Origin of the sequence: Streptomyces sp. NPDC092369, from assembly GCF_044755245.1 — a bacterium.
In the GTDB taxonomy this organism is placed as follows: Bacteria; Actinomycetota; Actinomycetes; order Streptomycetales; family Streptomycetaceae; genus Streptomyces.
In genome coordinates, this window is the sequence record NZ_JBIVQP010000001.1 from 234,991 (window position 1) to 258,056 (window position 23,066).

Annotated in this window: 13 protein-coding genes and 1 pseudogene; 9 read left to right on the forward strand and 5 right to left on the reverse strand. The window is 71.9% G+C overall.

Going from position 1 to position 23,066, the window contains the following annotated elements; all coding sequences use genetic code 11:
* The first annotated feature begins 27 nt into the window (after positions 1-27).
* Positions 28-1,485, forward strand: coding sequence for an MFS transporter (locus ACIQI8_RS01060; protein WP_402343060.1), 1,458 nt, complete (start codon positions 28-30; stop codon positions 1,483-1,485).
* Between the two features lie 207 nt (positions 1,486-1,692).
* Complete coding sequence (locus ACIQI8_RS01065; RefSeq protein ID WP_402343063.1) at positions 1,693-2,985, forward strand: ThuA domain-containing protein; 1,293 nt, start codon at positions 1,693-1,695, stop codon at positions 2,983-2,985.
* 143 nt (positions 2,986-3,128) lie between these two features.
* On the opposite strand, the gene ACIQI8_RS01070 is transcribed toward ACIQI8_RS01065, so the two are convergent.
* Positions 3,129-3,827 (reverse strand): SDR family NAD(P)-dependent oxidoreductase, encoded by a 699-nt coding sequence (locus tag ACIQI8_RS01070; protein WP_402343066.1) that lies wholly within the window; start codon positions 3,825-3,827, stop codon positions 3,129-3,131.
* 105 nt (positions 3,828-3,932) lie between these two features.
* Between ACIQI8_RS01070 and ACIQI8_RS01075 the strand changes: the two genes are divergently transcribed.
* Positions 3,933-4,805: a helix-turn-helix transcriptional regulator gene (locus ACIQI8_RS01075; RefSeq protein WP_402343069.1), complete on the forward strand. Its 873-nt coding sequence runs from the start codon at positions 3,933-3,935 to the stop codon at positions 4,803-4,805.
* Between the two features lie 42 nt (positions 4,806-4,847).
* On the opposite strand, the gene ACIQI8_RS01080 is transcribed toward ACIQI8_RS01075, so the two are convergent.
* Positions 4,848-6,326 (reverse strand): DHA2 family efflux MFS transporter permease subunit, encoded by a 1,479-nt coding sequence (locus tag ACIQI8_RS01080; RefSeq protein ID WP_402346614.1) that lies wholly within the window; start codon positions 6,324-6,326, stop codon positions 4,848-4,850.
* Between the two features lie 69 nt (positions 6,327-6,395).
* On the opposite strand from ACIQI8_RS01080, the gene ACIQI8_RS01085 reads away from it, so the two are divergent.
* From ACIQI8_RS01085 to ACIQI8_RS01105, 5 genes and pseudogenes are all read left to right on the forward strand, one after another.
* Positions 6,396-6,827 (forward strand): MarR family winged helix-turn-helix transcriptional regulator, encoded by a 432-nt coding sequence (locus ACIQI8_RS01085; protein WP_402343072.1) that lies wholly within the window; start codon positions 6,396-6,398, stop codon positions 6,825-6,827.
* 189 nt (positions 6,828-7,016) lie between these two features.
* Positions 7,017-8,749: pseudogene (locus ACIQI8_RS01090) on the forward strand (ABC transporter ATP-binding protein).
* On the forward strand, positions 8,746-10,572 hold the full coding sequence (locus ACIQI8_RS01095) for an ABC transporter ATP-binding protein (protein ID WP_402343075.1): 1,827 nt from the start codon (positions 8,746-8,748) through the stop codon (positions 10,570-10,572). Before ACIQI8_RS01090 ends, ACIQI8_RS01095 begins: the two are co-directional and overlap by 4 nt.
* Positions 10,573-11,243: 671 nt before the next feature.
* A complete protein-coding gene (locus tag ACIQI8_RS01100; RefSeq protein ID WP_402343078.1) occupies positions 11,244-11,690 on the forward strand; it encodes a DUF485 domain-containing protein in 447 nt (148 codons plus the stop codon).
* Entirely contained in the window at positions 11,687-13,303 is a 1,617-nt protein-coding gene (locus tag ACIQI8_RS01105; protein WP_402343081.1) for a cation acetate symporter, read from the forward strand. The genes ACIQI8_RS01100 and ACIQI8_RS01105 overlap by 4 nt, the downstream gene beginning before the upstream one ends.
* A gap of 42 nt (positions 13,304-13,345) precedes the next feature.
* Here the strand turns inward: ACIQI8_RS01105 and ACIQI8_RS01110 are convergent, their stop codons facing one another.
* A complete protein-coding gene (locus ACIQI8_RS01110; RefSeq protein ID WP_402343084.1) occupies positions 13,346-14,164 on the reverse strand; it encodes an IclR family transcriptional regulator in 819 nt (272 codons plus the stop codon).
* 196 nt (positions 14,165-14,360) lie between these two features.
* Between ACIQI8_RS01110 and ACIQI8_RS01115 the strand changes: the two genes are divergently transcribed.
* On the forward strand, positions 14,361-17,273 hold the full coding sequence (locus ACIQI8_RS01115; RefSeq protein ID WP_402343087.1) for an AfsR/SARP family transcriptional regulator: 2,913 nt from the start codon (positions 14,361-14,363) through the stop codon (positions 17,271-17,273).
* 19 nt (positions 17,274-17,292) lie between these two features.
* Here the strand turns inward: ACIQI8_RS01115 and ACIQI8_RS01120 are convergent, their stop codons facing one another.
* Together ACIQI8_RS01120 and ACIQI8_RS01125 are read right to left on the reverse strand one after the other, a co-directional pair.
* A complete protein-coding gene (locus ACIQI8_RS01120) occupies positions 17,293-20,430 on the reverse strand; it encodes a DUF4157 domain-containing protein (protein ID WP_402343090.1) in 3,138 nt (1,045 codons plus the stop codon).
* A 36-nt stretch (positions 20,431-20,466) separates the two neighbouring features.
* Positions 20,467-23,064: a hypothetical protein gene (locus ACIQI8_RS01125; RefSeq protein ID WP_402343093.1), complete on the reverse strand. Its 2,598-nt coding sequence runs from the start codon at positions 23,062-23,064 to the stop codon at positions 20,467-20,469.
* Between the last annotated feature and the right edge of the window lie 2 nt (positions 23,065-23,066).

The window sequence follows — 23,066 nt, forward strand, 5'->3', positions numbered from 1 at the left end:
TACGGTCAAGCAATCAGGGGATCACCAATGTCGCACAGTACAGTCCGGGCGGCCGCCGCCTCCGCCGCCGAGGAAGGGCCTCATCCGAAGCGGTGGGCGGCGGCGATCGTCATGATCCTCGCGGCGTTGCTGGACATGATCGACGGCTCGATCGTCAACACGGCACTGCCGTCCATCGGGCGCGGGCTGCAGGCCGATCCTGCGCAGTTGGAGTGGACGGTGTCGGCCTATCTGCTGGGCTTCGCCGCGACCCTGATCATCTCGGGGCATCTGGGAGACCGGTTCGGGCGCAAGGTGCTGTTCCTGACCGGCGTCTCGGGCTTCGCCGTGGCAAGCCTGGCCAGTGCGGTGGCCACCGGTCCGGGGCAGCTCATCGCGGCGCGCGCGGTGCAGGGCGTGGCCGCGGCGGTCATCATGCCGCAGGTTCTCGGGTCACTGCGGACGATGTTCACCGGGGCCGAGCGGGGCAAGGTGTTCGCGATCTACGGCGCGATCGCCGGGATCGCGGTGGCGACCGGTGTGCTGCTGGGCGGCGTACTGACGGACTGGAACCTGTTCGACTGGGGCTGGCGCACCATTTTCGCCGTCAACCTCCCCCTCGCGGCCCTCGTGTTGGTGCTCGGCGCGCTGTGGATACCCGGCTCGCGCGAGCGCGCGCCGGGACGGATCAACGTGCTCGGCAACCTGGTGCTGGCCGCGTCCCTGGTGGCCGTCGTGCTCCCGCTGGTCGAGGGCCGCGCCAACGGCTGGCCGCTGTGGGGCTGGTGCTGCCTGGCCGGCGGGGTGGCGGGGCTGGTGCTGCTGAGCGTCGTGCAGTCGGTACGGCGTACGCCCGACCCGGTGCTTCCGACGAGCCTGTTCCGCAACCGGGCGTTCAGCGCGGGCCTGCTGATCCAACTCCTGTTCTACGGCGCCATGTCCGGCTTCATGCTGACGTTCACCATCTGGCTGCAGTCCGGGCAGGGCTACTCCCCCGCCCAGGCCGGCGTGCTGATGGTCGCCTTCAGCGGCGGCACCTTCGTCACCGCGCCGATCGTCGACGGCCTGGTGGTGAAGTTCGGGCGAGTCGTGCTGCTGGTGGGTGGACTGGTCATGGCGGGCGGGTTCTTCTGGGTCCAGTACGCCATCGAGCACTCCGACTCCGTCCGCACCGGCGCCTGGCCGCTGGTGCCGGGCCTGCTGGTCGCCGGCGCGGGACTCGGGTTCCTGGTCGTCCCACTCGCGAACGTCGTGCTGTCGGCCGTGCCCGAGCGCATCGCCGGCGGCGCCTCGGGGGTCTTCTCCACCGCCCAGCAGTTCGGCGGCGCGCTGGGGGTCGCGGTCATCGGCAACGTCTTCTTCTCGAACATCTCCACCGGCCTGACCGCCGGCATCCGCCATGCGGGCCCGTGGGCCGTCGGCGCTCTGGTGGTCTGCGCGCTGCTGTGCCTGGCTCTGCCCCGCACGGCCGTCGGCGCGCACCACGACGGCCCGGGCGCCTCCTGACTTCAAGTGCTGAACTCCCCTGACGCGTACGGGAGTTTCCTGGTGCCACCTCTTGACGTGTCTGGTTCAGACCTTTAGGTTCACGGCCCAGCGACCTCTACAGACACATCCAGCACTCATATATGTGAACCCCTTCGTTCACGCCCTGATGCCGCCGAGCGGCGGCACACCCCCCGCCTCCGGGCCGTTCATGAAGGGAACTTTCGGATGCAACAGGTGAGATCCGGCAGCGCACGCGTCGCACTGTGGCTGGCCTTCCTGCTCACGGCGTTCACGAGTCTGTTGGCTCAACCGCCCGCGCAGGCCGCGCCGGCGGCGGAGCCGTTCCGCGTCCTCGCGCTCTACAACGGCACTTGGGACGCCGCCCACATCAGCTTCGTCCACGAGGCCAACACCTGGTTCCCCCAGCGGGCGGCCGCGAACGGCTTCACCTACACGTCCAGCAACAACTGGGACCTCCTCGCCAACGGCGGCGTCAACAGCTACCAGGTCGTCCTCTTCCTCGACGACCTGCCCCAGACGGCCGCCCAGCGCACCGGCTTCGAGAACTACATGCGCAATGGCGGCGCGTGGATGGGCTTCCACGTGTCGGCCTTCACCACCAACGCGGCGAGCTGGTCGTGGTACCACAACACGTTCCTGGGCAGCGGCAACTTCCGCTCCAACACCTGGGGTCCGACCACCGCCGTACTGAAGGTGGAGGACCGTACGCACCCCTCGACGGTGAACCTGCCCGCGACCTTCACCTCGTCCGTCAGCGAGTGGTACAGCTGGTCCAACGACCTGCGCCAGAACCCCGCCATCAAGATCCTGGCCTCCATCGATCCCAGCAGCTTCCCGCTCGGCACCGACCCCAACCAGACCTGGTACAGCGGGTATTACCCGATCCTGTGGACGAACACGAACTACAAGATGCTGTACGCCAACTTCGGCCACAACGCGATGAACTACGACACCAACACCACGCTGTCGTCGACGTTCGCCAGCGCGACGCAGAACAGGTTCCTCCTGGACGGGCTGAAGTGGCTCGGCGGTTCCTCGTCCACCACGCCGCCCGGGGACGGCATCCCCTCGACCAACTGGTACAGCGTCCGCAACAGCGGCAACAGCACCTGTGTCGACGCCCGCGCCGCCGCCACGGCCAACGGGACCGCCATCCAGCAGTACGCCTGCAACTCCACCGCGGCCCAACAGTTCCAGTTCGTCGGCACCGACAGCGGATACGTGCGGATCAACGCCCGCGGCAATCCGGCACAGGTCATCGACGTCGCCGAACGCTCCACAGCCGACAACGCGCCCCTGCAGCTGTGGGCCTACTCCAGTGGCACCAACCAGCAGTGGCAGCCGGTGAAGGAGGCCGGCGGCAGCTACCACTTCACCGCGCGGCACAGCGGAAAGTGCCTGACCGCCTCCACCGCCGCCACCAACAGCGTCCAGCTCACCCAGCGCACGTGCGACAACTCCGCCGCACAGAGCTTCCAACTGACCGCCCAGCCCTGACCGTTCGATCCTGACCGTCCAACCCCGACCACCGGCCTGAGCAGGTCCGCCCGGTCGCCCGATCCCGTGTCCGCCGTTGAGCCGGCGGACACGGGATCGGGGCGTTCTCGCCCCGCATCCCAGCAGGAACGCACGCTCCCGGGTCACGACCAGGCGATCTCGCCGGCCCGGTCGACGAAACGTCCGGAACCAGCCCCGGGCTTCTCGGTCGCCAGGCCGACGATCGCGTCCGTCCCCTCGGTCACGGTCTGGGGACCGCTGTGACCGTTGAGATCGGTCGCCGTGTAGCCGGGATCGGCGGCATTGACGCGGATGCCCGGCAGAGCCTTCGCGTACTGGGTCGTCAGCATCGTCAGCGCGGCCTTCGACGCGGTGTAGAGGGGCGCGACGACGGAGGACTCGACGCGTGCCGGGTCGTGGGTGAGGGCGAGCGAGCCCATTCCACTGCTGACGTTGACGATGACGGGGTCCGCCGACCGGCGCAGCAGCGGCAGGAACGCGGAGGTCGTGCGGACCACGCCGGCGACATTGACGTCGAGGACGGCGAGGGCGTCGCCGCCGGTCAGGGCGGTGGGATCGCCGTGGGGACCGTGGACGCCGGCGTTGTTGATCAGGACGTCGATCGAGCCCTCGTGTTCGGCGACGTTCGCGGCCGCGGCGGCGACGGACGCGTCGTCGGTCACGTCGATGGGGACATACCGCGCGCCCAGTGCGGCGGCGGCCTCCGCGCCCTGCTCGGGGTCGCGGGCGCCGAGCAGGACGGTGTGGCCGAGTTCGGTGAGACGGCGGGCGGCCTCGCGGCCGAGCCCCTTGTTGGCTCCGGTGATGAAGATGATCGTCATGCGGTCGATTGTTCGTCGCCGCCCGGGCCCCGACCAGGGACGCCTCGACGGTAGGAGCAGCAGTACCACCGTCGACTCCCCCTCGCAGCGGCGCGGTGCAGCAGTATGGGTCTCATGACCACGACTTCCGGAGCCGGACTGGGGGCGATGATCCGCACCTGGCGTGACCGGCTGCCCCCGTCCGCCGCGGCGCTGCCCGTGGGCCGGGCCCGTCGAGCGACCGGGCTGCGGCGCGAGGAACTGGCCGAGCTCGCCGGGGTGTCGGTCGACTACGTCGTACGTCTGGAGCAGGGACGGTCCACCACGCCCTCGGCGTCGGTGGTGGCTTCCTTGGCGCGCGCCCTCCAGCTGTCCTCCGCCGAGCGGGATCACCTGTACCGGCTGGCCCGGCTCGCGCCGCCTGCGGACGGCGTGATCCGTGACCACATCACCCCTGGCGTCCATCGGGTGCTCAGCCGGCTCGGGGACGTCGCGCTCGCCGTGTTCGCGGCGGACTGGCAGCTGATCTGGTGGAACCGAAGCTGGGCCGCGCTGCTGGGCGACCCCGCCTCGTCGCCGCCGCGCCTGCGCAACTTCGCCCGCGACCGGTTCCCCTCGGACGCCGGTCCCGCCCGCCTGGCGCTGTGGCCGGTGACCGAGACCGACAGCCGGGCCACCGACGCCGCCGTCGTGTCCGACCTGCGCCGGGCCTCCGGCCGCTATCCGCACGACTCCCGGCTGGCCGAACTGATCGGTGAGTTGAGCGCGGGCAACGAGCGGTTCGCCGACTTGTGGGCCACCGGCACCGTCGCCGCCCACCGGGAGGACCACAAGATCATCGATCACCCCTCGGTGGGACCCGTCACCGTCGACTGCGACATTCTCAGCGACACGGACTCCGAGCTCAAGATCGTGATCATGACGACCGCGCCCGGCAGCCCCGACGAGACCAAGTTCCGGCTCGCCGCGCTTACGGGCGACGGACGCACGCACGCCTGACGCGGCAACGCCGGCGTGTCCCCCCGAGACCCCTGTCAGCCGTCAGCGCACGCTTTCCTGCCGGCTGCGGGGCCGGGCGGAAGACCTGCGCAAGGTCTTCGTACCGCCGCCCGCCGCGGTGCGCGCGGCGGCGTCGGGGAGTGTGAAGGCGAAGGCCGCTGTCACCGCCGCGATCACCGCCAGTACCAGATAGGCGTGTTGGTAGGCGGCGACCGGCGGGTTCGCGGCCGCCGCCGCGGGGGTGCTCAGGACCAGCGCCGTGGTCACCACCGCCGGCGCGAGGGCACCGCCGGTCTGGCGTACGACGGTGTTGAGCATCGAGGCCTGGGCCAGATCCTTCCGGGCGATGGTCGCCAGGGAGGCCACGGTCGTCGGCATGAAGACCCCGCCCATGGCGATGCCGAGCAGGAACATGTAGACGCGGAACGTCCACAGGCTCGTGTCCTGGTCGCACGTGGCGAACAGCAGCAGGACCCCGCTGACGCCGGCCAGGCCGCAGCCCACGATGATCCGTGGACCGACCCGGGTGTAGAGGATGCCCGCCACCTGGACGGTCAGCAGGACGCCGAAGGCCTCGGGGAAGGTGCTCGTGCCCGACTCCAGAGCGCTGCGGCCCTGCGCCTGCTGGAGGAAGAGCGGACCGAGGTACATGGCGCCGAGGATCGGTACCAGGCCCACGAGGTTGATCAGGTTGGTGTCGCGGAAGAGCCGGTCCGCGAAGAGCCGCAGCTTCAGGAGCGGCTGCGTCGTCCGCAGTTCGAAGGCGACGGCGGCGGCGAGCAGGGCGGCGCCCAGGACGAGGCCCGTCAGTACGGCGGTGGAGGACCAGCCGCGGTTGGGGCCCTCGCAGATCCCGAACATCAGGGAGCCGAGGGCCGCGGCGCTCAGCAGCAGACCGGTCAGGTCGAAACGGCCGGCCCGGTGGCCCTGATGGCGGGCCAGGAACAGCACGCCGAACAGTACGGCCGGCAGGCCGACGGGCAGGTTGACGTAGAAGACCCAGCGCCAGGAGAGGTTGTCCACCAGCAGTCCGCCGAGGATCGGAGCGGCGGCCGGGGCGATCTGTTGCGGGACGATCATGTAGCGGGATATCCGCACCTGTTCGCCGGCATCGAAGGTCGCGAAGAGCAGGGCGGCGGAGGCCGGGAACAGCACTCCTGCGGACAGCCCCTGGACCGCGCGGAACGCGACGAGCTGGGTGAGGTCGGCGGCCGCGCCGCACAGCAACGACGAGCCGAGGAAGGCGACCAGGGCCGTGAGCAGGACCCGCTTGGCGCCGCATCGCTCGACCAGCCAGGCGGAGGCCGGAATGGCCATGGCCAGGCAGACCGGGTAGACGACGACCACCCCGTCCAGCGCGGCCGTCGTCAACTGGAACTGACGGGCGATCGAGGGAAGGGCCACCGTGGTGATCGCTCCGTCGACGATGGCGATGAAGGTCACGCTGACGCACATGATCGGTACGACCAGGCGTTGACTGAGGTGAAAGGAGGAGCGGGGAAGACGGGGACGTCGGTACAGCAGCACATGCTGAGCATACTCACTATGTGGGTGCTCATAGAATCGGGTTTTCGGCGAACGGGGAGCGACATGGCAGTGCACGGCAGCAGCGACGTCCTGGTGGACGAGCTGTACGAGACGACCCACCAGCTGCGTCAGTTCGTGGAGTCGCGGCTGCGGACCGGCGGTGCCTCGGTCGCCCGGCTGCGCGCCCTGCGCATGCTCGCCCTGGCCGAACACCCGCTGCGGATGCGTGACTTGAGCGAGATGACCGGCGTCGCGGCCCGCACCACCACCGCCATCGTCGACAGCCTGGAACGCGACGGACTGGTGGAACGCGAACGCCACCCGACCGACCGCCGCGCGTTCCTGCTGCGCCTCACCGACAAGGGCGCGCGGTGCCATCGCGAGGCGGAAGAGGTGGACCGCCTCGCCCTCGCGGAGGCGATGTCCGCGCTCGGCCCGGAGGATCGCGACCAGTTGCGGACCCTGCTCGCGCGGATCCGCACCGCGACGTCCTGACCATGACGCCCTGATCGCGATGCCTTGACCACACCGTCCTCACCGCGACGCGCTCGCGCCTCGCCTCGCCTCGCCTGGCGAGGGCGAACACCGCCGGACCCCGTCCGACGACCGCCCGACCGGCTTTGACTGCGCCGCCTTTACTTAGAGTAGCCTCACCTAAGTTGGCTGGTTCTGGAAGGTGGCCTGGTGGGGCGAGAGGTGTTGTCCGGGCGGGATGTCCTGCGGCGGACGATCGGGGGAAAGGCGCGCCGGTTGGGTCTCGCCTGCGGGCTCGGGGCGTTCCATCAGGTGGGCGAAGCACTCGTGCCGGTTCTCATCGGCGTCGTCGTGGACCGGGCCGTGGCCCGGCAGGACGGCGGTCTGCTCGCGCTCTGGCTGGGCGTGCTCGCCGTCGTGTACGTGGTGTTGTCGTGGAGCTTCCGGCTCGGCGCCGGTATCGGCGAACGGACCGCCCAGGAGACGGCGCACGAGCTGCGGATCGCGCTGTTGCGCCGGGTCCTCGATCCGCGCGGCGGCGCCGAGACGGACCGGCTGCCGGTGAGCTCGCCAATGTGGCCACGGAGGACGCCAAGCGCGTCGGCGCGGTGAGCATGGCGGTGATGAGCGGTGTCTGGGCGACTGTCGGCCTCGCCGTCAGCGCGGTGGCCCTCCTGGTGATGTCCGTGCCGCTCGGGCTGATCGTTCTGCTCGGGGCACCCGCTCTGCTGTGGTCCGGGCATCTCCTGAGCAAGCCGCTGGAACGCCGGAGCGAGACGGAGCAGGAGAGGGCCGCCCACGCCTCCGGGGTGGCCGCCGATCTGGTCGCCGGGCTGCGGGTGTTGAAGGGGATCGGCGCGCAGGACGCCGCCGTCGGGCGCTATCGCCGAACCAGTCGTGCCTCGCTCGCCGCCACCCTGCGCGCCGCGCGCGCCGAGTCCTGGCAGACCGGTCTCGTCCTCGCGCTCACCGGCGGATTCATCGCGCTCATCGCCCTGATGGGCGGACGGCTGACGCTCGACGGTGAGCTGACGCTCGGCCAACTTGTCTCCGCCGTCGGGCTGGCGTTGTTCCTGCTCGGACCGCTGAAGGTGTTCGCCTGGGTCAACACGGAGTTCGCCCAGGGCCGGGCCTCCGCCGCCCGGATCGCCGCGGTCCTCGCCGCCGAGCCCTCGGTCGTCGGCGGCGACTCGCCTGTGCCGAGCCCACTCCGCGGTGGCCTGCGGCTTCGCGGGGTACGGCTCGACGGACTCGACGGCGTCGATCTCGACGTACCGGCTGGACAGTTGACCGGAATCGCGGTGACCGATCCGGCCGACGCGCGGGCGCTGCTGCGCTGTCTCGGCCGGGAGGCCGATCCCGAGGCCGGGCAGGTGGAGCTCGACGGTGTGGCGTTGAGCAGCCTCGATCCCCAGGAGCTGCGCCGGGCCGTGTTGGTCGCCGCCCACGACGCGGCCCTGTTCGAGGGCACGCTCGGGGCCAACGTCGTCTCATCGGCGACGGATTCGGGCGGCGACTCGGTGGCCTCTTCCGACACGGTCCCGGACGCCGAGACAGTGCGGGCGATGGCCGCCGCGCGGGCCGACGAGGTCGCCCGGTCGCTTCCCTACGGCGCAGCCACCGACGTGGGTGAGGGCGGCCGGTCGCTCTCGGGCGGCCAGCGTCAACGCGTCCTGCTCGCGCGGGCGTTGCGCGCCGGGCGGCCGACGCTCGTGGTGCACGACCCGACCACCGCCGTGGACACGGTCACCGAGGCCCGTATCGCCGAGGGCATCCGGGACCACCGGCGGGGACACACCACCGTGCTGGTGACCAACAGCCCGACGCTGCTCGCCGTCACCGACGGGGTGATCCTCCTCGACGGCGGCCGGGTCGGCGCGCGGGGCACGCACGCGGAACTCGTGCGCAGCGACGACATCTACCGGACGACGGTGCTGACATGACCTCCCACGCGACCACCATCGACGCGGCGGAGGTGAGCGGCGACCACTCCCCCGGACCGGGCCGCACCCTGCTCCCCACCGCCACGCCCGCCCGCACGAGGGCGGCCGTACGCGAACTGGTGCGCCCCCACCGGACCTTGGCCGCGGCCGCGTTCGGGCTCATGGCGCTGGCCACCGCCGTCGGACTGCTCACCCAGCCCCTGCTGGGCCGCATCGTCGACGGGGTCACGCAGCATCGGGCCGCCGACGCCCTCACGTTCCCGGCCGTCGCCTTGGCCGCCGTGGCGGTGGTACAGGGTCTGACGACGGCGCTCGGCATGTCGCTGGTGTCGCGGCTGGGCGAGACGGTGCTCGCCCGGTTGCGCGAGCGGTTCGTCGAGCGTGCGCTGTCGCTGCCCCTGGAGCGGGTGGAGCGGGCCGGGTCCGGTGATCTCAACTCCCGCGTCACCCGAGACGTGTCCCGCGTCGCCGAGGCGGTGCGCAACGCGCTGCCGGAGCTGGCCCGTTCGGTCCTCTCGATCGTGCTGACGCTGGTGGCGCTGGCCGTGCTGGACTGGCGGTTCCTGCTTGCCGCGCTGCTGGCGGTGCCCGTGCAGGCGTGCACGGCCCGCTGGTACGTGCGCCACGCCATGCCGCTGTACGCGCGTGAGCGCATCGCCACCGGCGCTCAGCAGCAGCAACTCCTCGACACCATCGGAGGTTCGGCGACCGTGCGGGCCTACGGGACGCAGGCCGAGCACACCCGCCGCGTCACCGAACGGTCGCGGGACACCGTCGAGTTGACGATGCGGGGCGTGGGGCTGGTGCTGCGCTTCTACGGTCGGCTGCACATCGCCGAGTACATCGGTCTTGCGGCAGTGCTGGCGACGGGCTTCGTGCTCGTGCGCGCGGACTCCGTGTCCCTGGGCACCGCCACGGCGGCGGCGCTCTACTTCCACAGCCTCTTCGGCCCGGTCAACACGGCCCTGGTGCTGCTGGACGACGCCCAGTCGGCGACCGCCGGTCTCGCCCGTCTGGTCGGGGTGGTCGACGAACCCACGACGCCGGCCCCACCCGTGCGGCCGACCGGCCCGAAGCAGGCCGCCTCCATCACGCTGGAAGGCGTCTCGCACGCGTACGTGCCGGGCCGTCCGGTGCTGCACGAGGTCGACCTCACCGTCCGACCGGGTGAGCGGGTCGCCCTCGTCGGCGCCTCGGGCGCGGGCAAGACGACCTTGGCCAAGCTGGTGGCGGGCCTGCACCGGCCCACGGCCGGCCGGGTCGAGGTCGGCGGCACCGAACCCGACGAGGCCGGCCGCTCGGTCGCCCTGGTCACCCAAGAGGTGCATGTCTTCGCCGGACCCCTCGCCGAGGACCTCCGGCTGGCCCGCCCCGACGCCGACGACCACGAACTCCGTGAGGCGCTCGCGACGGTCGGCGCCCTCGACTGGGTCGACGCCCTGCCCGAGCGGCTCGCGACGGTCGTGGGCGACGGCGGCCACCGGCTGACCGCCGACCGGGCCCAGCAACTTGCCCTGGCGCGGCTGCTGTTGGCGGATCCGCCGGTCGCCGTGCTCGACGAGGCCACCGCCGAGGCGGGCAGTTCGGGCGCGCGGCACCTGGAACAGGCCGCACTGCGCGTCCTCGACGGGCGGACCGCGCTCGTCGTCGCCCATCGCCTCAGCCAGGCCGCCTCCGCCGACCGCGTGATCGTCCTGCAAGAGGGACGGGTCGTGGAGAACGGCACGCACGACGAACTCCTCGCCGCGGAAGGGCCGTACACGGCCCTGTGGCAGGCCTGGTCCGACCACCGCTCCCACGGGAGCCCCGCGACCGGCCACTGACACCCCCGCGCACGTCCTCCTCGCACCGAACAGAAGGATCACTCGACGGCGCCCCGCTGCGTTCGATTCCGACCCGGGAGCTACCAGCGGGCCGTGCACGGGGCGCTCGGACGGTCGTGCGCCGGGCGCGCGGCGTCAGCGTCGCCATGGGCCTCGAACCCCATGCGCCGACCGGCATCGAACTCCGCCTACCTGTCCGGCACAACAGCCGGTTGCTCCCGGGAACGACCGAACCGGCCCGGTGGCGAGCATCGGTCCGCAGGGTCGTGGTGTCGGGCTCGGGGCAGTACGCAACTGCGTACCACGAGAAGGCGAGTGGGTGAGAGCGCCTGCGGCTCCTCAAGGTGCGGCAGGCGCGGGAGTGCGCCGGAGCGCGCACGACGGGCACCTCGACATCGCCCTCCAGTACCCGCCACCTGCGAACAACCACTCCTGAAGGCTGACTTCCGCAGTGCCGGCCGCAGCGCCTCACACGCCCCTCGCATTGCACTGCACCACACCTGTCTCACGGACAACATCCGAGGTCAGGAGCCGTACAGGGATTCATCAGGGAGTTCATCGGAATCCCTACCGAACACACGAACGCCCGCATAACGTGCGGAGACCGAACCGCTGCCCCACCGTCCGGCGGTCCGTATCCCTCGGGCCCACGCTCACCAGGAGACTCCGGGATGTCCTTCGACAGCTCCGACTTACGCCGCGCCCGGCAAGAACGCGAACGGGCTCCCTCCTCCACCCTGGCCCTGCGAGTTCCCCGCTGGGCGGCCGACCGTCAGTCACCGGGCACCGCTCCCCGCCCACGCTCGTACACCGGACCGCACCGCACTCTGCGCCTGCTGCGCCGCGCCTGCCGCTGGCAGCGCCGCGTCGCCACCTTCACCGCCCTCGGCTACTTCGCCCTCTTCCTGGCCCTCACCGTCGAGGTCCCCGAACTCATGACCCGGCCCGCGCCGGGCGGTCTTCCCACCGGCCTGGTCCTCGCGCTGCTCCAACTCCCGGTCACCTGGCTGGCGGTGGTCCTCTTCGAGTTCACCGCGCGCCGCTACGTCGATCCGCTGGCCCGCCGCGTACGGCGGCACGCCCGCTCCGCGGACGCGAGCCGGGAGCCGCAGTCGTGACGGTCTTCAGCGGCGCCGCGCAGTCCTGGTCCCTGGTGGCGTTCTGCAGCGTGGTGACCCTCACGCTGCTGCTCTGCGTACTGACCGGTCCCGGCGCCGAGGACGACCTGGCCGAGTACTACACCGGCTACCGCTCCCTCTCGCCGCTGCGCAACGGCCTTGCCATCGCGGGTGATTACATCTCCGCGGCCACCGTCCTCACCATCGGCGGGGTCATCGCGTTATGCGGGTACGACGGTGTCGTGCTGGCCACCAGCGCCCTGCTGTCGCTGGTGCTGCTCATGTTCCTGATGGCCGAACCCCTGCACAACACCGGCCGGTTCACCATGGGCGACGTGCTGGTGCGCCGACTGCCGGGCCGATCGGTGCGCATCGCCGCCTGTCTGGTCACGATCGTCGCGCTGGCGCCGATGATGGTGGTCCAACTCGCCGGCGTGGGGCAGCTGTTGGCCTACGTCATCGGTTTCTCCGACAGCGGCATGAAGACCGGCTGCGTCATCGGGGCCGGCACGCTGATGATCAGTTACGCGGCGCTCGGCGGGATGCGAGGCACCGCGCTGATCCAGATCCTCAAGACGGTGATGCTGCTCGGCTCCGGGCTCGTCGTCGCGGTGCTGATCCTCTACACGTTCGGCTGGAACCCGCAGGCGCTGTTCCAGGCGGGCGCGCGCGGCAGCGGGACCGGACCGCACTACCTGCGCTGGGGCATGCAGTTCGCCGGCGGACCCCATCCCGCCCTGGACATGGTCAGCACCCAGGTCGCCATCGTGCTGGGCGGCGCCTGTCTGCCGCACGTGACCATGCGGATGTACACCGCCGGCAGCACGCGTCAGGTGCGGCGGGCGATGTCCTGGGCGGTCTCGTCCGTCGCGCTGTTCGTCCTGGTGCTCACCGTCGTCGCCGTCGGAGCCATGGCCCTGATCGGCAAGGCCGGTATCGCCGCCGCGGACCCGCGGGGCAACACCGCCTACCTTCTCGGCGCACGGGCCGCCTTCGGCGAGCACCTGTCGCGCACGGAGGCCCTGGTGTTCGCGACCGTCACCACGGCGATCTTCCTCACCCTGCTCGCGTCCGTCGCCAGCATGACGCTCGCCTGCGCCAACTCCCTGGCCCACGACATCATCGCCGCCAAGCGCCCCACCATGACACCGCGCCGCGAGATGGCCCTGGCCCGGTGGTCCGCCCTGGTCGTCGGCGTCCCGGTGATCCTGCTGGCCGCGCTGGCCCAGCACCGCAGCCTGCAACCGCTGGCCATCCTGTCCTTCTGCCTGGGCGCCTCGGCGATCGCCCCCGCGCTCACCTACAGCCTCTTCTGGCGCCGCTTCACCCGTGCGGGCCTGCTGTGCACCCTTATCGGCGGCACCCTCAGCGTCCTCGTGCTGATGACCGGCACCAACCTGGTCTCGGGGTCCCCGCTCGCGGCCTTCCCGGACGCCGACTTCAACTGGTTCCCCTTGACCACCACAGCCCTCGTCTCGGTCCCCGTCGGCTTCCTGTCCGGCTGGCTCGGCACCATGCTCTCCGGCCGCAAGGCCATCCGACGGGAACGCGGCCGCTACGAGAGCATGGAGCACCTGCTGCTCGCCGGTCCCCCCGGACGGGGGACCGGATGAGTCTGCCCGCCGGGACACGGTCCGCCGGGGCGGCGGACCGGCTCAACGAACGCGCAGCGCCGAGCCGATGATCCTCGCCGTCTGCTCGGCGACACCGACCAGCCGCTCCAGGCTGTGCGCGGGATCGGTCACGACGCTCAAGGACGCCACCGGCACACCGCTCGGGCCGTGCACGGGCACGGCCAGGCAGCACACTCCGGCCATCAACTCCTCCCGGTCGAACGCGACTCCACGCGCCCGGATCTTCGCGGACTCCTGTGGCCAGGACGCGGGCAACGGGCCCGGCGGGACTCGCGTACGGTCCGCGGCGGCCAGCACCTTGCCCGCCGCCGTGAACCACGGCCAGGCCACACCGTCGAGCAACGGCCCGAGCTCGGCGGGAGTGTCGCCGAGCGTCCAGTCCAGGACCAGGGTCTGGCCCTCCCGCAGCACGTTGATCCCCACGGTCGCGCCCGTGACGCGCGCCAGCCGAAGGGCCGGCGCCCGGGCGGCGGCCCGCAGCCCGGGATGCGGCTGCCAGCTCTGCCCGAGCCGGAAGGTCAGCGGCCCCATGCGGTAACCCCGGCGGCTCCGCTCGACGGCCCCCAACTCCACCATCTGTTCAAGGAGTCGGTACGCGGTCGTCTTGGGCAGTCCGCACTCGGCCGCGAGCCGGGTCAGCCCGGCCTCACCGGCCCGCTCCACCGCGCCCAGCAGCCCGAAGGCACCCCCCAGCACACTCCGCCCTCCGCCGTCCGACGCGGACAGCGCGGGCGGCGCCTGCCGGGCGACCCGCGCGACCTCCGGCTCGTACGGGCGCACCGCCGGCCGAACCGGTGCCTGTTCCGTCTGCGTCGCCGTCGCTCCCCGATGTTCGTTCACGTCCCTCTCCCCCAGATACCGCCTGACCGGCTCCCCACGTCGCCGCTCCCGCCCCCGGTGCGCCGCCGTGCGCGGAGACTCTGCGCCACATCAGACTGAAGTTCGACTGTGGCTCGGAACGTTGTCGATAGGTTGTCGCCCAGCGTGAGAGTGTGCGCGCGAGGTGGAGAAAACATGCGCGGGGAGTGTGGACATCGTGGTGGAGCTGCGCCTTCTCGGTCCCGTCGAACTCTCCGTGGCAGGCCGGACCGTGGAGGTCGGACCACCGCAGCGCAGGGCGGTACTGGCGGCGCTTGCGGTGGATGCCGGCCGGCCCGTCGCGACCGACGTCCTGATCAAGCGGGTCTGGGGCGCCGAACCACCCGACGGGGCGCGGCGCGCACTCCACGCGCACATCGCCCGGATCCGCCGACTGTGCGAGGAGACCGGGGACTTGGGGCACCCCCGGTTACGCCTCGTGCGCCGCTCGGGCGGCTACCTGCTGGAGACTCGCCCGGACCAGGTGGACATCCACCTCTTTCGGCAACAGGTCGGCCGGGCACGTGAGTTGGGACCGACGGACGAGACGCGTAGGACGCTGCTGCGCGAGGCGCTCGACCTGTGGCACGGAGAACCGCTGGCCGGGCTCGGCGGACAGTGGGCCGCGCAGGTCCGCGAGGGATGGCGACGCCAGCGCGTGGACGCGGCCGTCGGCTGGGCGCACATGGAGTCACGCGTCGGCGATCCCGTCACCGTGATCGGCCCGCTGACCGAACTCCTTGGCGAGTACCCGCTGGTGGAGCCCCTGACCGAGGCGCTGATGCGGGCCCTGCACGCCGCCGGACGCGGCGCGGAGGCGCTGGACTGCTACGCCGTCGTCCGCAAGCGGCTCGCGGAGGAACTCGGCGCCGACCCCGGCCCGGAACTGCAGCGGACCCACCAGGCGATCCTGAGAGGCGGCCTGGCCGAACCCCTCGCATGGCCCGCCTCCCGCACCCCGCCCGCGACCGCTCCCCCCACGTCTCCCCCGGCACGACCGGCACCGTCGACCACTCCCCGGCCGGGCGAGGTGCCCGTACAACTACCCATGGGGGTACGGGGGTTCAGTGGACGCGAGGAGGAGCTGGCCCGGTTGGAGGAGATCCTCGTCTCGGCGACGGAGCAGCCGTCGGCCGTGGTGATCTCCGCGGTGTCGGGTACGGCGGGCGTGGGCAAGACCGCGCTGGCCGTGCACTGGGCACGGCGGGCCCAACGGGCCTTTCCCGACGGCCAGTTGTATGTGAACCTGCGCGGATTCGCGCCCGGCGGCTCGGTGATGGGTCCGGCGGAGGCGGTACGGGGTTTCCTGGACGCCCTGGGCGTGCCACCGGCCCGGATCCCGGCCGGTCTTGAGGCGCAGGCCGGGCTGTACCGCAGCCTGCTCGCCGGGCGGCGGATGCTGGTGGTGCTGGACAACGCCCGCGACGCCGAACAGGTGCGTCCGCTGCTGCCCGGGTCGCCCGGCTGTCTGGCGCTGATCACCAGCCGGAAGTCACTGACCGGACTGGCCGCGGCCGAAGGAGCCCACCTGCTCACCATCGGCCTGCTGGCGCCCGGTGAGGCACGGGAGTTACTGATCCGCAGACTCGGCGCGGACCGGGTGGCGGCCGATCCCGACGCCGTGGGGGAGATCGTGCGCCGGTGCGCGGGCCTGCCGCTGGCGCTCGCGATCGTCGCCGCCCGCGCCGCCGCCCAGCCCGAACTCCCGCTCGCGGCACTCGCCGAGGAGCTGCGCCGGGCCGACGGGCGGCTGGACGCCCTGGACGGCGGAGAGGCGACCAGTCAGGTGCGGGCGGTGTTCTCCTGGTCCTACCACGCGCTCAGCCCCGACGCCGGACGGCTCTTCCGATTACTGGGCCTGCACTTCGGCCCCGACGCCGGGCTCCCGGCCATCGCCGCCCTGGCCGGCCTGCCCGTACCCCGTGCCCGCGTCCTGCTGGTCGAACTGGTCCGCGGCCACCTGCTCACCGAACACCCCCTCGGCCGCTACGGCTTCCACGACCTGCTGCGCGCCTACGCCGCCGAACTGGTCGCCGCGCACGACAGCGACGCCACCCGGCGCGCGGCCTCGCACCGCATGTTCGACCACTACCTGCACACCGCGCACCGGGCCGACGCCCTGCTGACCCCCCGGCCCAACCCGGCCTCGCTGCCGCCCGCCCAACAGGGCTCCGCACCCGCGGAGTTGGCCGACCACCGGCAGGCGCAGACCTGGTTCAGCGCCGAGACGCCGGCCCTCCTGGCGGCCGTGGAACAGGCGCCGGACGCCGGCTTCCCCGTCCACACCTGGCGGCTCGCCTCGGCACTCACGACGTATCTCGACCGGCACGGATACCGGCGGGCGCTGATCGCCGCCCACACCGCCGCCCTTGAGGCCGCCCGGCACCAGGGTGACAGGACCGGCCAGGCCGAGGCCCACCGAGGTCTCGGCCTCGCCCAGGACCGCCTGGACCGTCCCGACGAGGCCCGCGCCCACTATCTGCGCGCGCTGGAACTGTTCGGCGAGGTCGGCAGCCACGGCGGGCAGGCCCGCATCCACCAGCACCTGTCCCGGATGTACGAGGCCCAGAGCCGTCACCAACAGGCGCTGGGCCACGCGCACGACAGCCTCGCGCACCACCGGGCGGCCGACGACCGCGCCGGCCAGTCCGCGGCCCTGAACCACATCGGCTGGATCCTCGCCCAGCTCGGCGACCACCACCAGGCTCTGACGCACTGCCGAGAAGCCCTCTCCCTGGCCGAGGAGACCGGCGACCTCAACGGGCAGGCCCACATCCAGGACAGCCTCGGTTACATCCACCACCGCCTCGGCCGGCCCACCGAGGCCGTCGACCGCTACCGGCAGGCCCTCGATCTGTTCCACCAGACCGGGGACCGCCACAGCGAGGCAGCCGCTCTCGTCTGCCTGGGCGACATCCTCGACACCGTCGCGCGCCCGCACGCCGCCCGAACCGCGTGGACCCAGGCCCTGACCATCACCACCGAACTCGGCCTCCCGGACACGGATCCCCTGCGCGCCCGGCTCCTGAGCCAACCCGGTCTGTCCCCCACCGTCGTCACCACTCCACCGCCCGTCTCCGAACCGGCGTGAGGCCGAGGGTCGGACGTGATCACCGCCGGGTGTCGGGCGAGAAGTCCACCCCCTGGTCGTTGAGCCGGTGGCGGATGACGAAGTCCTCGACATCACCGGACGGCCAGATCGAGCCGTGCCGGCGGAGCGCTTCGAGGTACTGCTCGTTCTGGGGGGCGTCCGTGACGATGAGATTGTCGGGATCGTTGTATCGCCAGGGATCGTCCGAGAGCCGGGTGCGGTGCTCGACACCGAGCGACTCGAACCGGTCGCCCGTGCCGGTCCGGGTGTTGACCTGAAGTGCCGTGCCCCCCTGGGCCGCGTCACCGGCGTCCTGGAGTCGGCCCTCGATCCGCAGGAGATCCGAGTCGGCGCGCAAACGGCGCCAGATCCCGTCCCGTACGTTGTTGAAGTCGGCCCGCGCCAGGCTCCTCGCCTCCCGGAGGATGGCCGTGGCGTCGGCCCGCTGGGCCGGCGTCAGTTGCCCGCCACCGACCTGTGCGCGCAACTGGTCGAACTGCTGCCGCAGTTGGGCCAGCCGAGTCCGGGTGGCCGTGGCGCGCTGGCCCCTCAGCACATCGCGGACCACCGCCCCCATCTTGCCGTTGGCGACACGCTCGTACTGCGCGACGAGGCCGGGCTGGGACACCGCCGGGGCGCGGGTCTGCGGTGAGATCACGGTGGCGGCCTGCGCGGCGGGAAGATCGGCGGCGTCGATCGCCGCCTGCGGCGCGGGGGCGGCGGTCGCGGGCGGGGCCGGGGCCGGGCTGGGCGGCGAGGCGGCGGGGGCGACGTCGGACTGCTGCCCGTCCGAAAGCGTGATCGCCGCCGGTGTGTTCTTCAGACGCAGCGCGGGAACCGGCTCGGCGAGACCGATCATGGCACCCGCGAGGTACGCGCGGCCCCGCCGGCCCACGTAGCCGATCTCGCGTCGCACGGACTGCCCGGCGCTGAAGGCCCGTTGCTCGGCGTTCCCGCTGATCCCGCTGGGGCGACCGGTCGTCAGGGCGCTGACCGCCAGACCGGTACCGGCCGCCTCGATCGACTGGGACAGATCTCCGGTCTGCAGATAGGTCGCCCCGCCGTCGACGAGGCTCGGCAGTCCGACCCCCACGGCGAAGCGCCCGGCGGACGAGGACAGTCCCTGCGCGTAGGTGCCCGCGACCCCGCCCAGCGCGCCCAGGCCGAAGCCGGTCAGACCCGCCCGCAGGGCCGCGTCCGCGCGGCCGGTGCCCTCGGGTGGGGTGAGCAGGGCGCCGGTCACCCCACCGAGGGCGTTCCCGCCGCCCTGGGCCAGCGCACCGCGCCCGATCGAGCCCAGCCGGGACAGACCCTGGGCGCCGACGCCGAGGGTCCGGGCGAGGCTGAGGCTCGCGCCGCCGCCCACACCGATGGCGACGCCCTGCGCCCCGACGCGGAGCCCTTCGGCCCAGCCCGTGCTGAGGGCCGCGTCCACCCCATGGCCGGCGGCCAGTTCACCGCCGGCGCCGCTCGTGAACCCCAGCGCCAGTCCCTCGCCACCGACGACTGCTCCGGTACCGACGGCCGTCAGCGCGGTCGCGGTGAGCCCGGTCGCGCCCAGTCCGGCGACTCCGGCCGCGACCACGGGGGCAGCGAGGATCGCGCCCACGGACAAGGCGACGATGAAGGCCACGTTCCGGGTGATCTCCAGACCGTGCACGATCGAGCCGGCCGCCGCCACGGCCCGGTCGATGCCTGCGAGCACGATCTCCTGGGCCTTGTCCGCGGACTCGACGGCGGTGAGCACGGCGTCCGCCATGTCGACGAGGGACCCTCCCCGCACCGCCGCCCGGTAGCGCGCGAGCGCCATGTTGGACTCGGCCAGCGGGCCCAGCATCCGCGCCTGGAGCTCGACGGGCTCCTCCCCGCTGACCACACTCACCAGAAAGCCGATCACCTGGTGCTCTTCGTAGTTCTGGCGCAGATGGTCGTTCATACGGAACTCAGTGCTGTCGTTCATGCCGCGGGCCCGTCGGGCGGCGTCCGCCAGGGAGCCCAGCACCTGGGCCCGCACCCGCTGCGCGGTCTCCAGCGGGAAGACGAGCAGTTCGCCCTCGTGGATGACGTACGCCGAACCCGGCGAGGCGTCGTAGGGGCGGATCGACTCGATGATCCGCAGATTGGCGAGGATGCCGGCCCGGTCCTGGGTGACGGTGGGTGCCAACGCCCGTGCGAGGCGGACCTGTTGCCGCTCGGTGCTCGCGCGGTCGAGGTCGGCGGCGACGGTGGGCTCCAGCAGGGCCAGTTCCTGGCGGAGGGTGGCACGGTCGGCCCGGCTGACGTCGGGCCTGAGCAGCCAGGCGGCGATGCGGTCGGCCTCGGCGCGGACCTCGACCGGATCGGTCAGGGCCATGCTGACGCGGTCCCGCAGCACGTGCGGCATCTCGGTGTCCGGGAGGACCTCGGGCGCGGAAGCGGGAGCCGAACGGCGTCCGCCGCGTGGACGGACCGGCCGGGTTCGAGGGCCTGACGGGATCAATGCCGGGGCCCGGCGGGCGAGTTCGGCCTGGAGGGCGGCCTTGGCCTCCATCATCCGGTCCACCTCGGGGGTCGAGGCGATCTGCCTGCCCAGCCATTCGTCGACGGCCCGTGCCTCCTCGCGGAGATCGGACAGCCCGTAACGACGCACGTCCGGTGTGGTGTTCAGCCAGTCCTCGGGAGCCCACGCGACATACGGCGCCGCCGTACCGGCCAGGACCGCCGACGAGGACCCGCCACGGCCGGCCGCGGCGGCCTGTCGTTCCGCCTCGGCGGCGCCCGCGGTGCCGCCGACCCTCTGTTGGGCCGCGTGCACGGCCTCGTGGACGAGGAGTTGTGGGGGAATGCCCTCCCCGGGACCGGTCGCGATGCCGATGTCGCCGCCGAAGGTGAATCCCGCGGCGCCCGCGGCCCGGGCGGCTGCCCGGATCCGCGGGCCGGTGTGCACCCGGACGTCGCCGGGATCGTGGCCGACGGCCCGCTCGGCGGCGGCCCTGGGGCCGACGCCGAGGGGTGTTCCCGGGCCGTCCAGGGCGCGGACGGCCTCGGTCGCCAGCGCGCTGTTGCCCAGTGCGCGGCGCGCTCCTTCGCCGGAGTGCGGTGCCGGGGCCGGAGGCCGACGGGCGGGCGTGCCCGCCTTGTCGCGCACGGGCGTGTGTGCTGACTGCTGCTCGAACACCGTCGGCCTCCGTCCTGGGTCGTGCCCTGTCAGTGGTCAGTCGCTGAAGCCCAGCAACCGCCGTCGGACGTCGATCGTCGGCAGTACGACGTCGGCGGCCTCGACCACGAGCGACGGTGACTGCCGGTTCGTGTAGAGGATCACGCGCTGGTAGGTGCCGTCGGTCTGCACCGGGGCCGGCTCGTGCCGCAGGACGTGCTGGAAGGTGCCCTCACGCAACGCCCAGATGACCGAGTCGTCCTTGCCGGGGCCGAGATCCTCGCCGCGGGCGTCCTGCGGGGTGATCACCACCAGCGCGGCGAGCAGACCGCTCGGGTCGTTGTGCAGACGGGTCACCTTGATCTTGGTGGCCTTCCGGTCGACCTTGATCCCGGCGAAGGTGGAGGTGTTCAACTCCCGGGTGAACGCGTTGCCGTTGACGTCCTGCCCGGCCACGGACAGATGCCAGCTGTAGGTGCCCTCCTTGAAGACCTTGGCGAAGGTGTTGGTGTAGTTGCCGTTGCCGTCCGGGTCGAAGAGCTCGTCGGTGCCGTCGACGAACAGGCCGCCGGTCGGCTTGGTACGCGGCAGGTGGTGCCATTTCTTGTGCGACAGCAGGGTGCCGATGCGTCCTTCCATCCAGGTCGCCTCGTCGTGCTCGTCCCGCGCGAGGTCCGTGGGCGCGGCACCGAGGGCGGTGAGCTGCTCGCCGAGCCCGACGGCGGGTGCGTCGAGCACGGCCTTGACCCGTGCGCCGAGGATCGGCCGGTCGTCCTGCCGGATCCGCACGGTCAGGTTCATCCGGTCCCCTGTGAGGTACGCGTCCTGGTCGAGCTGGATGTCGGCCAGCAGGTGGAGGTCCACATAGGCGAGGACCTGGCCGAGGGCCAGCGGTTCCGCGTCCGCGGGCCCGGTGCCGTGGATGACCCGCCAGTGGATGGGCGCTCCCTGCGCGAGGGCGGGGAGCTTGGCCACCGACGTGGCCCGGTCGGAGGAGGTGGCCAGGATGGTGATGGGTTCGGGGAGGTACGACGTGCCGTCCCAGCGGGCCAGTTGGATGGTGCCGGTGAAGACGGTCTCGCCGTCCGGCGGCGTCACGGCGAGGACCAGTCGGTCGGCGTCCGGCTCGGTGGACAGGTAGACGGCGGGCAGCACACCGTCGGGGTCCGGGACACCGGTCGTCGGAGTGCTCTGCTTGGTGGGCAGGTTGACGGTCTGCGCGTTGGCCAGCATCTCGCCGAAGGAGCCGGCGAGTTCGCTCGGGTTGTTGACGAGCGCGAACTTGCCCGCCCCGAAGGTCGCGAGCTGGCTGAGCACGTTCTGGTCGGCGGTGGGGCCGAGCGCGATCGTGGACAGCTTGCAGCGGCCGGTGTCGAGCACGTCCTTCCGGGCCTGCTTGGAGTTGACGGCGTTCTGGAAGGACTGCGCCCCGTTCACCGCGGAGGAGGGCACCAGAGCCACCGTTCCGCAGTTCTCCAGACCGTCGGTGCAGAGGATGATGGTGAACCGCTGGTCGACGATCGGTCCGGCGGCTGCCAGGAGGTCGATGGCGGCGATGAGGCCGTCACCGATCGGAGTGTTGGTACCCGGGACGCCGAAGTCGAACGCCGGGTCGTCGATGGCGTCCACCGCCTCGGACAACGGCGTCAGCGGGAGCAGGGTCTGGATGCGGTTGGAGGGAGCTCCGCCCCGGAAGCCGGCGATCTCGTCCTCGAAGGCGATGATGGCCACCCGGTCGATGCGATCCGGGGTGCTGAGGCCTTCGCGCAGCCCGTTGAAGAGGTGTATCAGCACTCGGCAGGCGGTCTTGGCGTTCTCGAACCGGTTCTCCGACGCCATGCTGCCGGAGCGGTCGAGGACGAGCACGATGTCCTGCACGCGCTGATGGACGGTCATCGTCGCGGGGGCGCTCTTGTTGTGCAGGAGACCCGTGTAGAGGCCCGCCGCGTCCGTCAGCCTGGTGGTGACGGTGAAGGCCAGGGGGACCGGCTCGTAGACCCCGGGGGTGTCGATCTTCAGGGACGGGTCGGTGGTCGTGGTGTCGGTGGTGATCTCCAGGATGGGGGCCGCGCCGGTGTACGCCCAGTCGTAGTGAGGTGTGAAGGCCAGTGCGCCCGGGACGGTTCCGGCGAACGTGTTGCCGCTCACGGCGCCGTGCGCGTTGAGTTCGACGTCCTTCTGCAGCTCCAGCGCTTCGGCCGGGACGGTCACCTCGGCGACCGGGCAGACGGCCAGCCAGTTCACGTCCACGTTTCCGCTGGACATGGACATGGTCCAGTTGGCCGGGACATCCGCCGAGGCCCGCAGTTCCCAGCGCTCCTGGGGTGCGGAGCCGTTCCCCGCGCTGTCCTCGATGCTGACGGCGAGGGTGACGATGCCGTTGGAGACGGAGGGTGCCTCGGTGCTGACGGAGTAGTGGGAGACGCTTCCGCCGGCCGGCAGCGGCACGGGTGCGCTGCGTCCGCTCGCGGGGGCCGAGTCGATGTGGACCAGGGACAGGGACAGCCCGGCCAGGTTCTCCGGGTAGGTCAGTGTGAAGCCCTCGCTCTCCAGTGCGTTGATGCCCGCCTTGAAGACGGTGACGAACGCCGAGGAGGCGGTGACGGTGTAGTTCTGTTTGCTCGCCTGGACCGGGCTGACGGATGGTGATGGCATGC

What these genes read in the sequence shown, in the direction of transcription:
- ACIQI8_RS01060 (WP_402343060.1), top strand. Translation starts at nt 28, where the DNA reads ATGTCGCACAGTACAGTCCGGGCGGCCGCCGCCTCCGCCGCCGAGGAA.
- ACIQI8_RS01065 (WP_402343063.1), top strand. Translation starts at nt 1,693, where the DNA reads ATGCAACAGGTGAGATCCGGCAGCGCACGCGTCGCACTGTGGCTGGCC.
- ACIQI8_RS01070 (WP_402343066.1), bottom strand. Translation starts at nt 3,827, where the DNA reads ATGACGATCATCTTCATCACCGGAGCCAACAAGGGGCTCGGCCGCGAG.
- ACIQI8_RS01075 (WP_402343069.1), top strand. Translation starts at nt 3,933, where the DNA reads ATGGGTCTCATGACCACGACTTCCGGAGCCGGACTGGGGGCGATGATC.
- ACIQI8_RS01085 (WP_402343072.1), top strand. Translation starts at nt 6,396, where the DNA reads ATGGCAGTGCACGGCAGCAGCGACGTCCTGGTGGACGAGCTGTACGAG.
- ACIQI8_RS01095 (WP_402343075.1), top strand. Translation starts at nt 8,746, where the DNA reads ATGACCTCCCACGCGACCACCATCGACGCGGCGGAGGTGAGCGGCGAC.
- ACIQI8_RS01100 (WP_402343078.1), top strand. Translation starts at nt 11,244, where the DNA reads ATGTCCTTCGACAGCTCCGACTTACGCCGCGCCCGGCAAGAACGCGAA.
- ACIQI8_RS01125 (WP_402343093.1), bottom strand. Translation starts at nt 23,064, where the DNA reads ATGCCATCACCATCCGTCAGCCCGGTCCAGGCGAGCAAACAGAACTAC.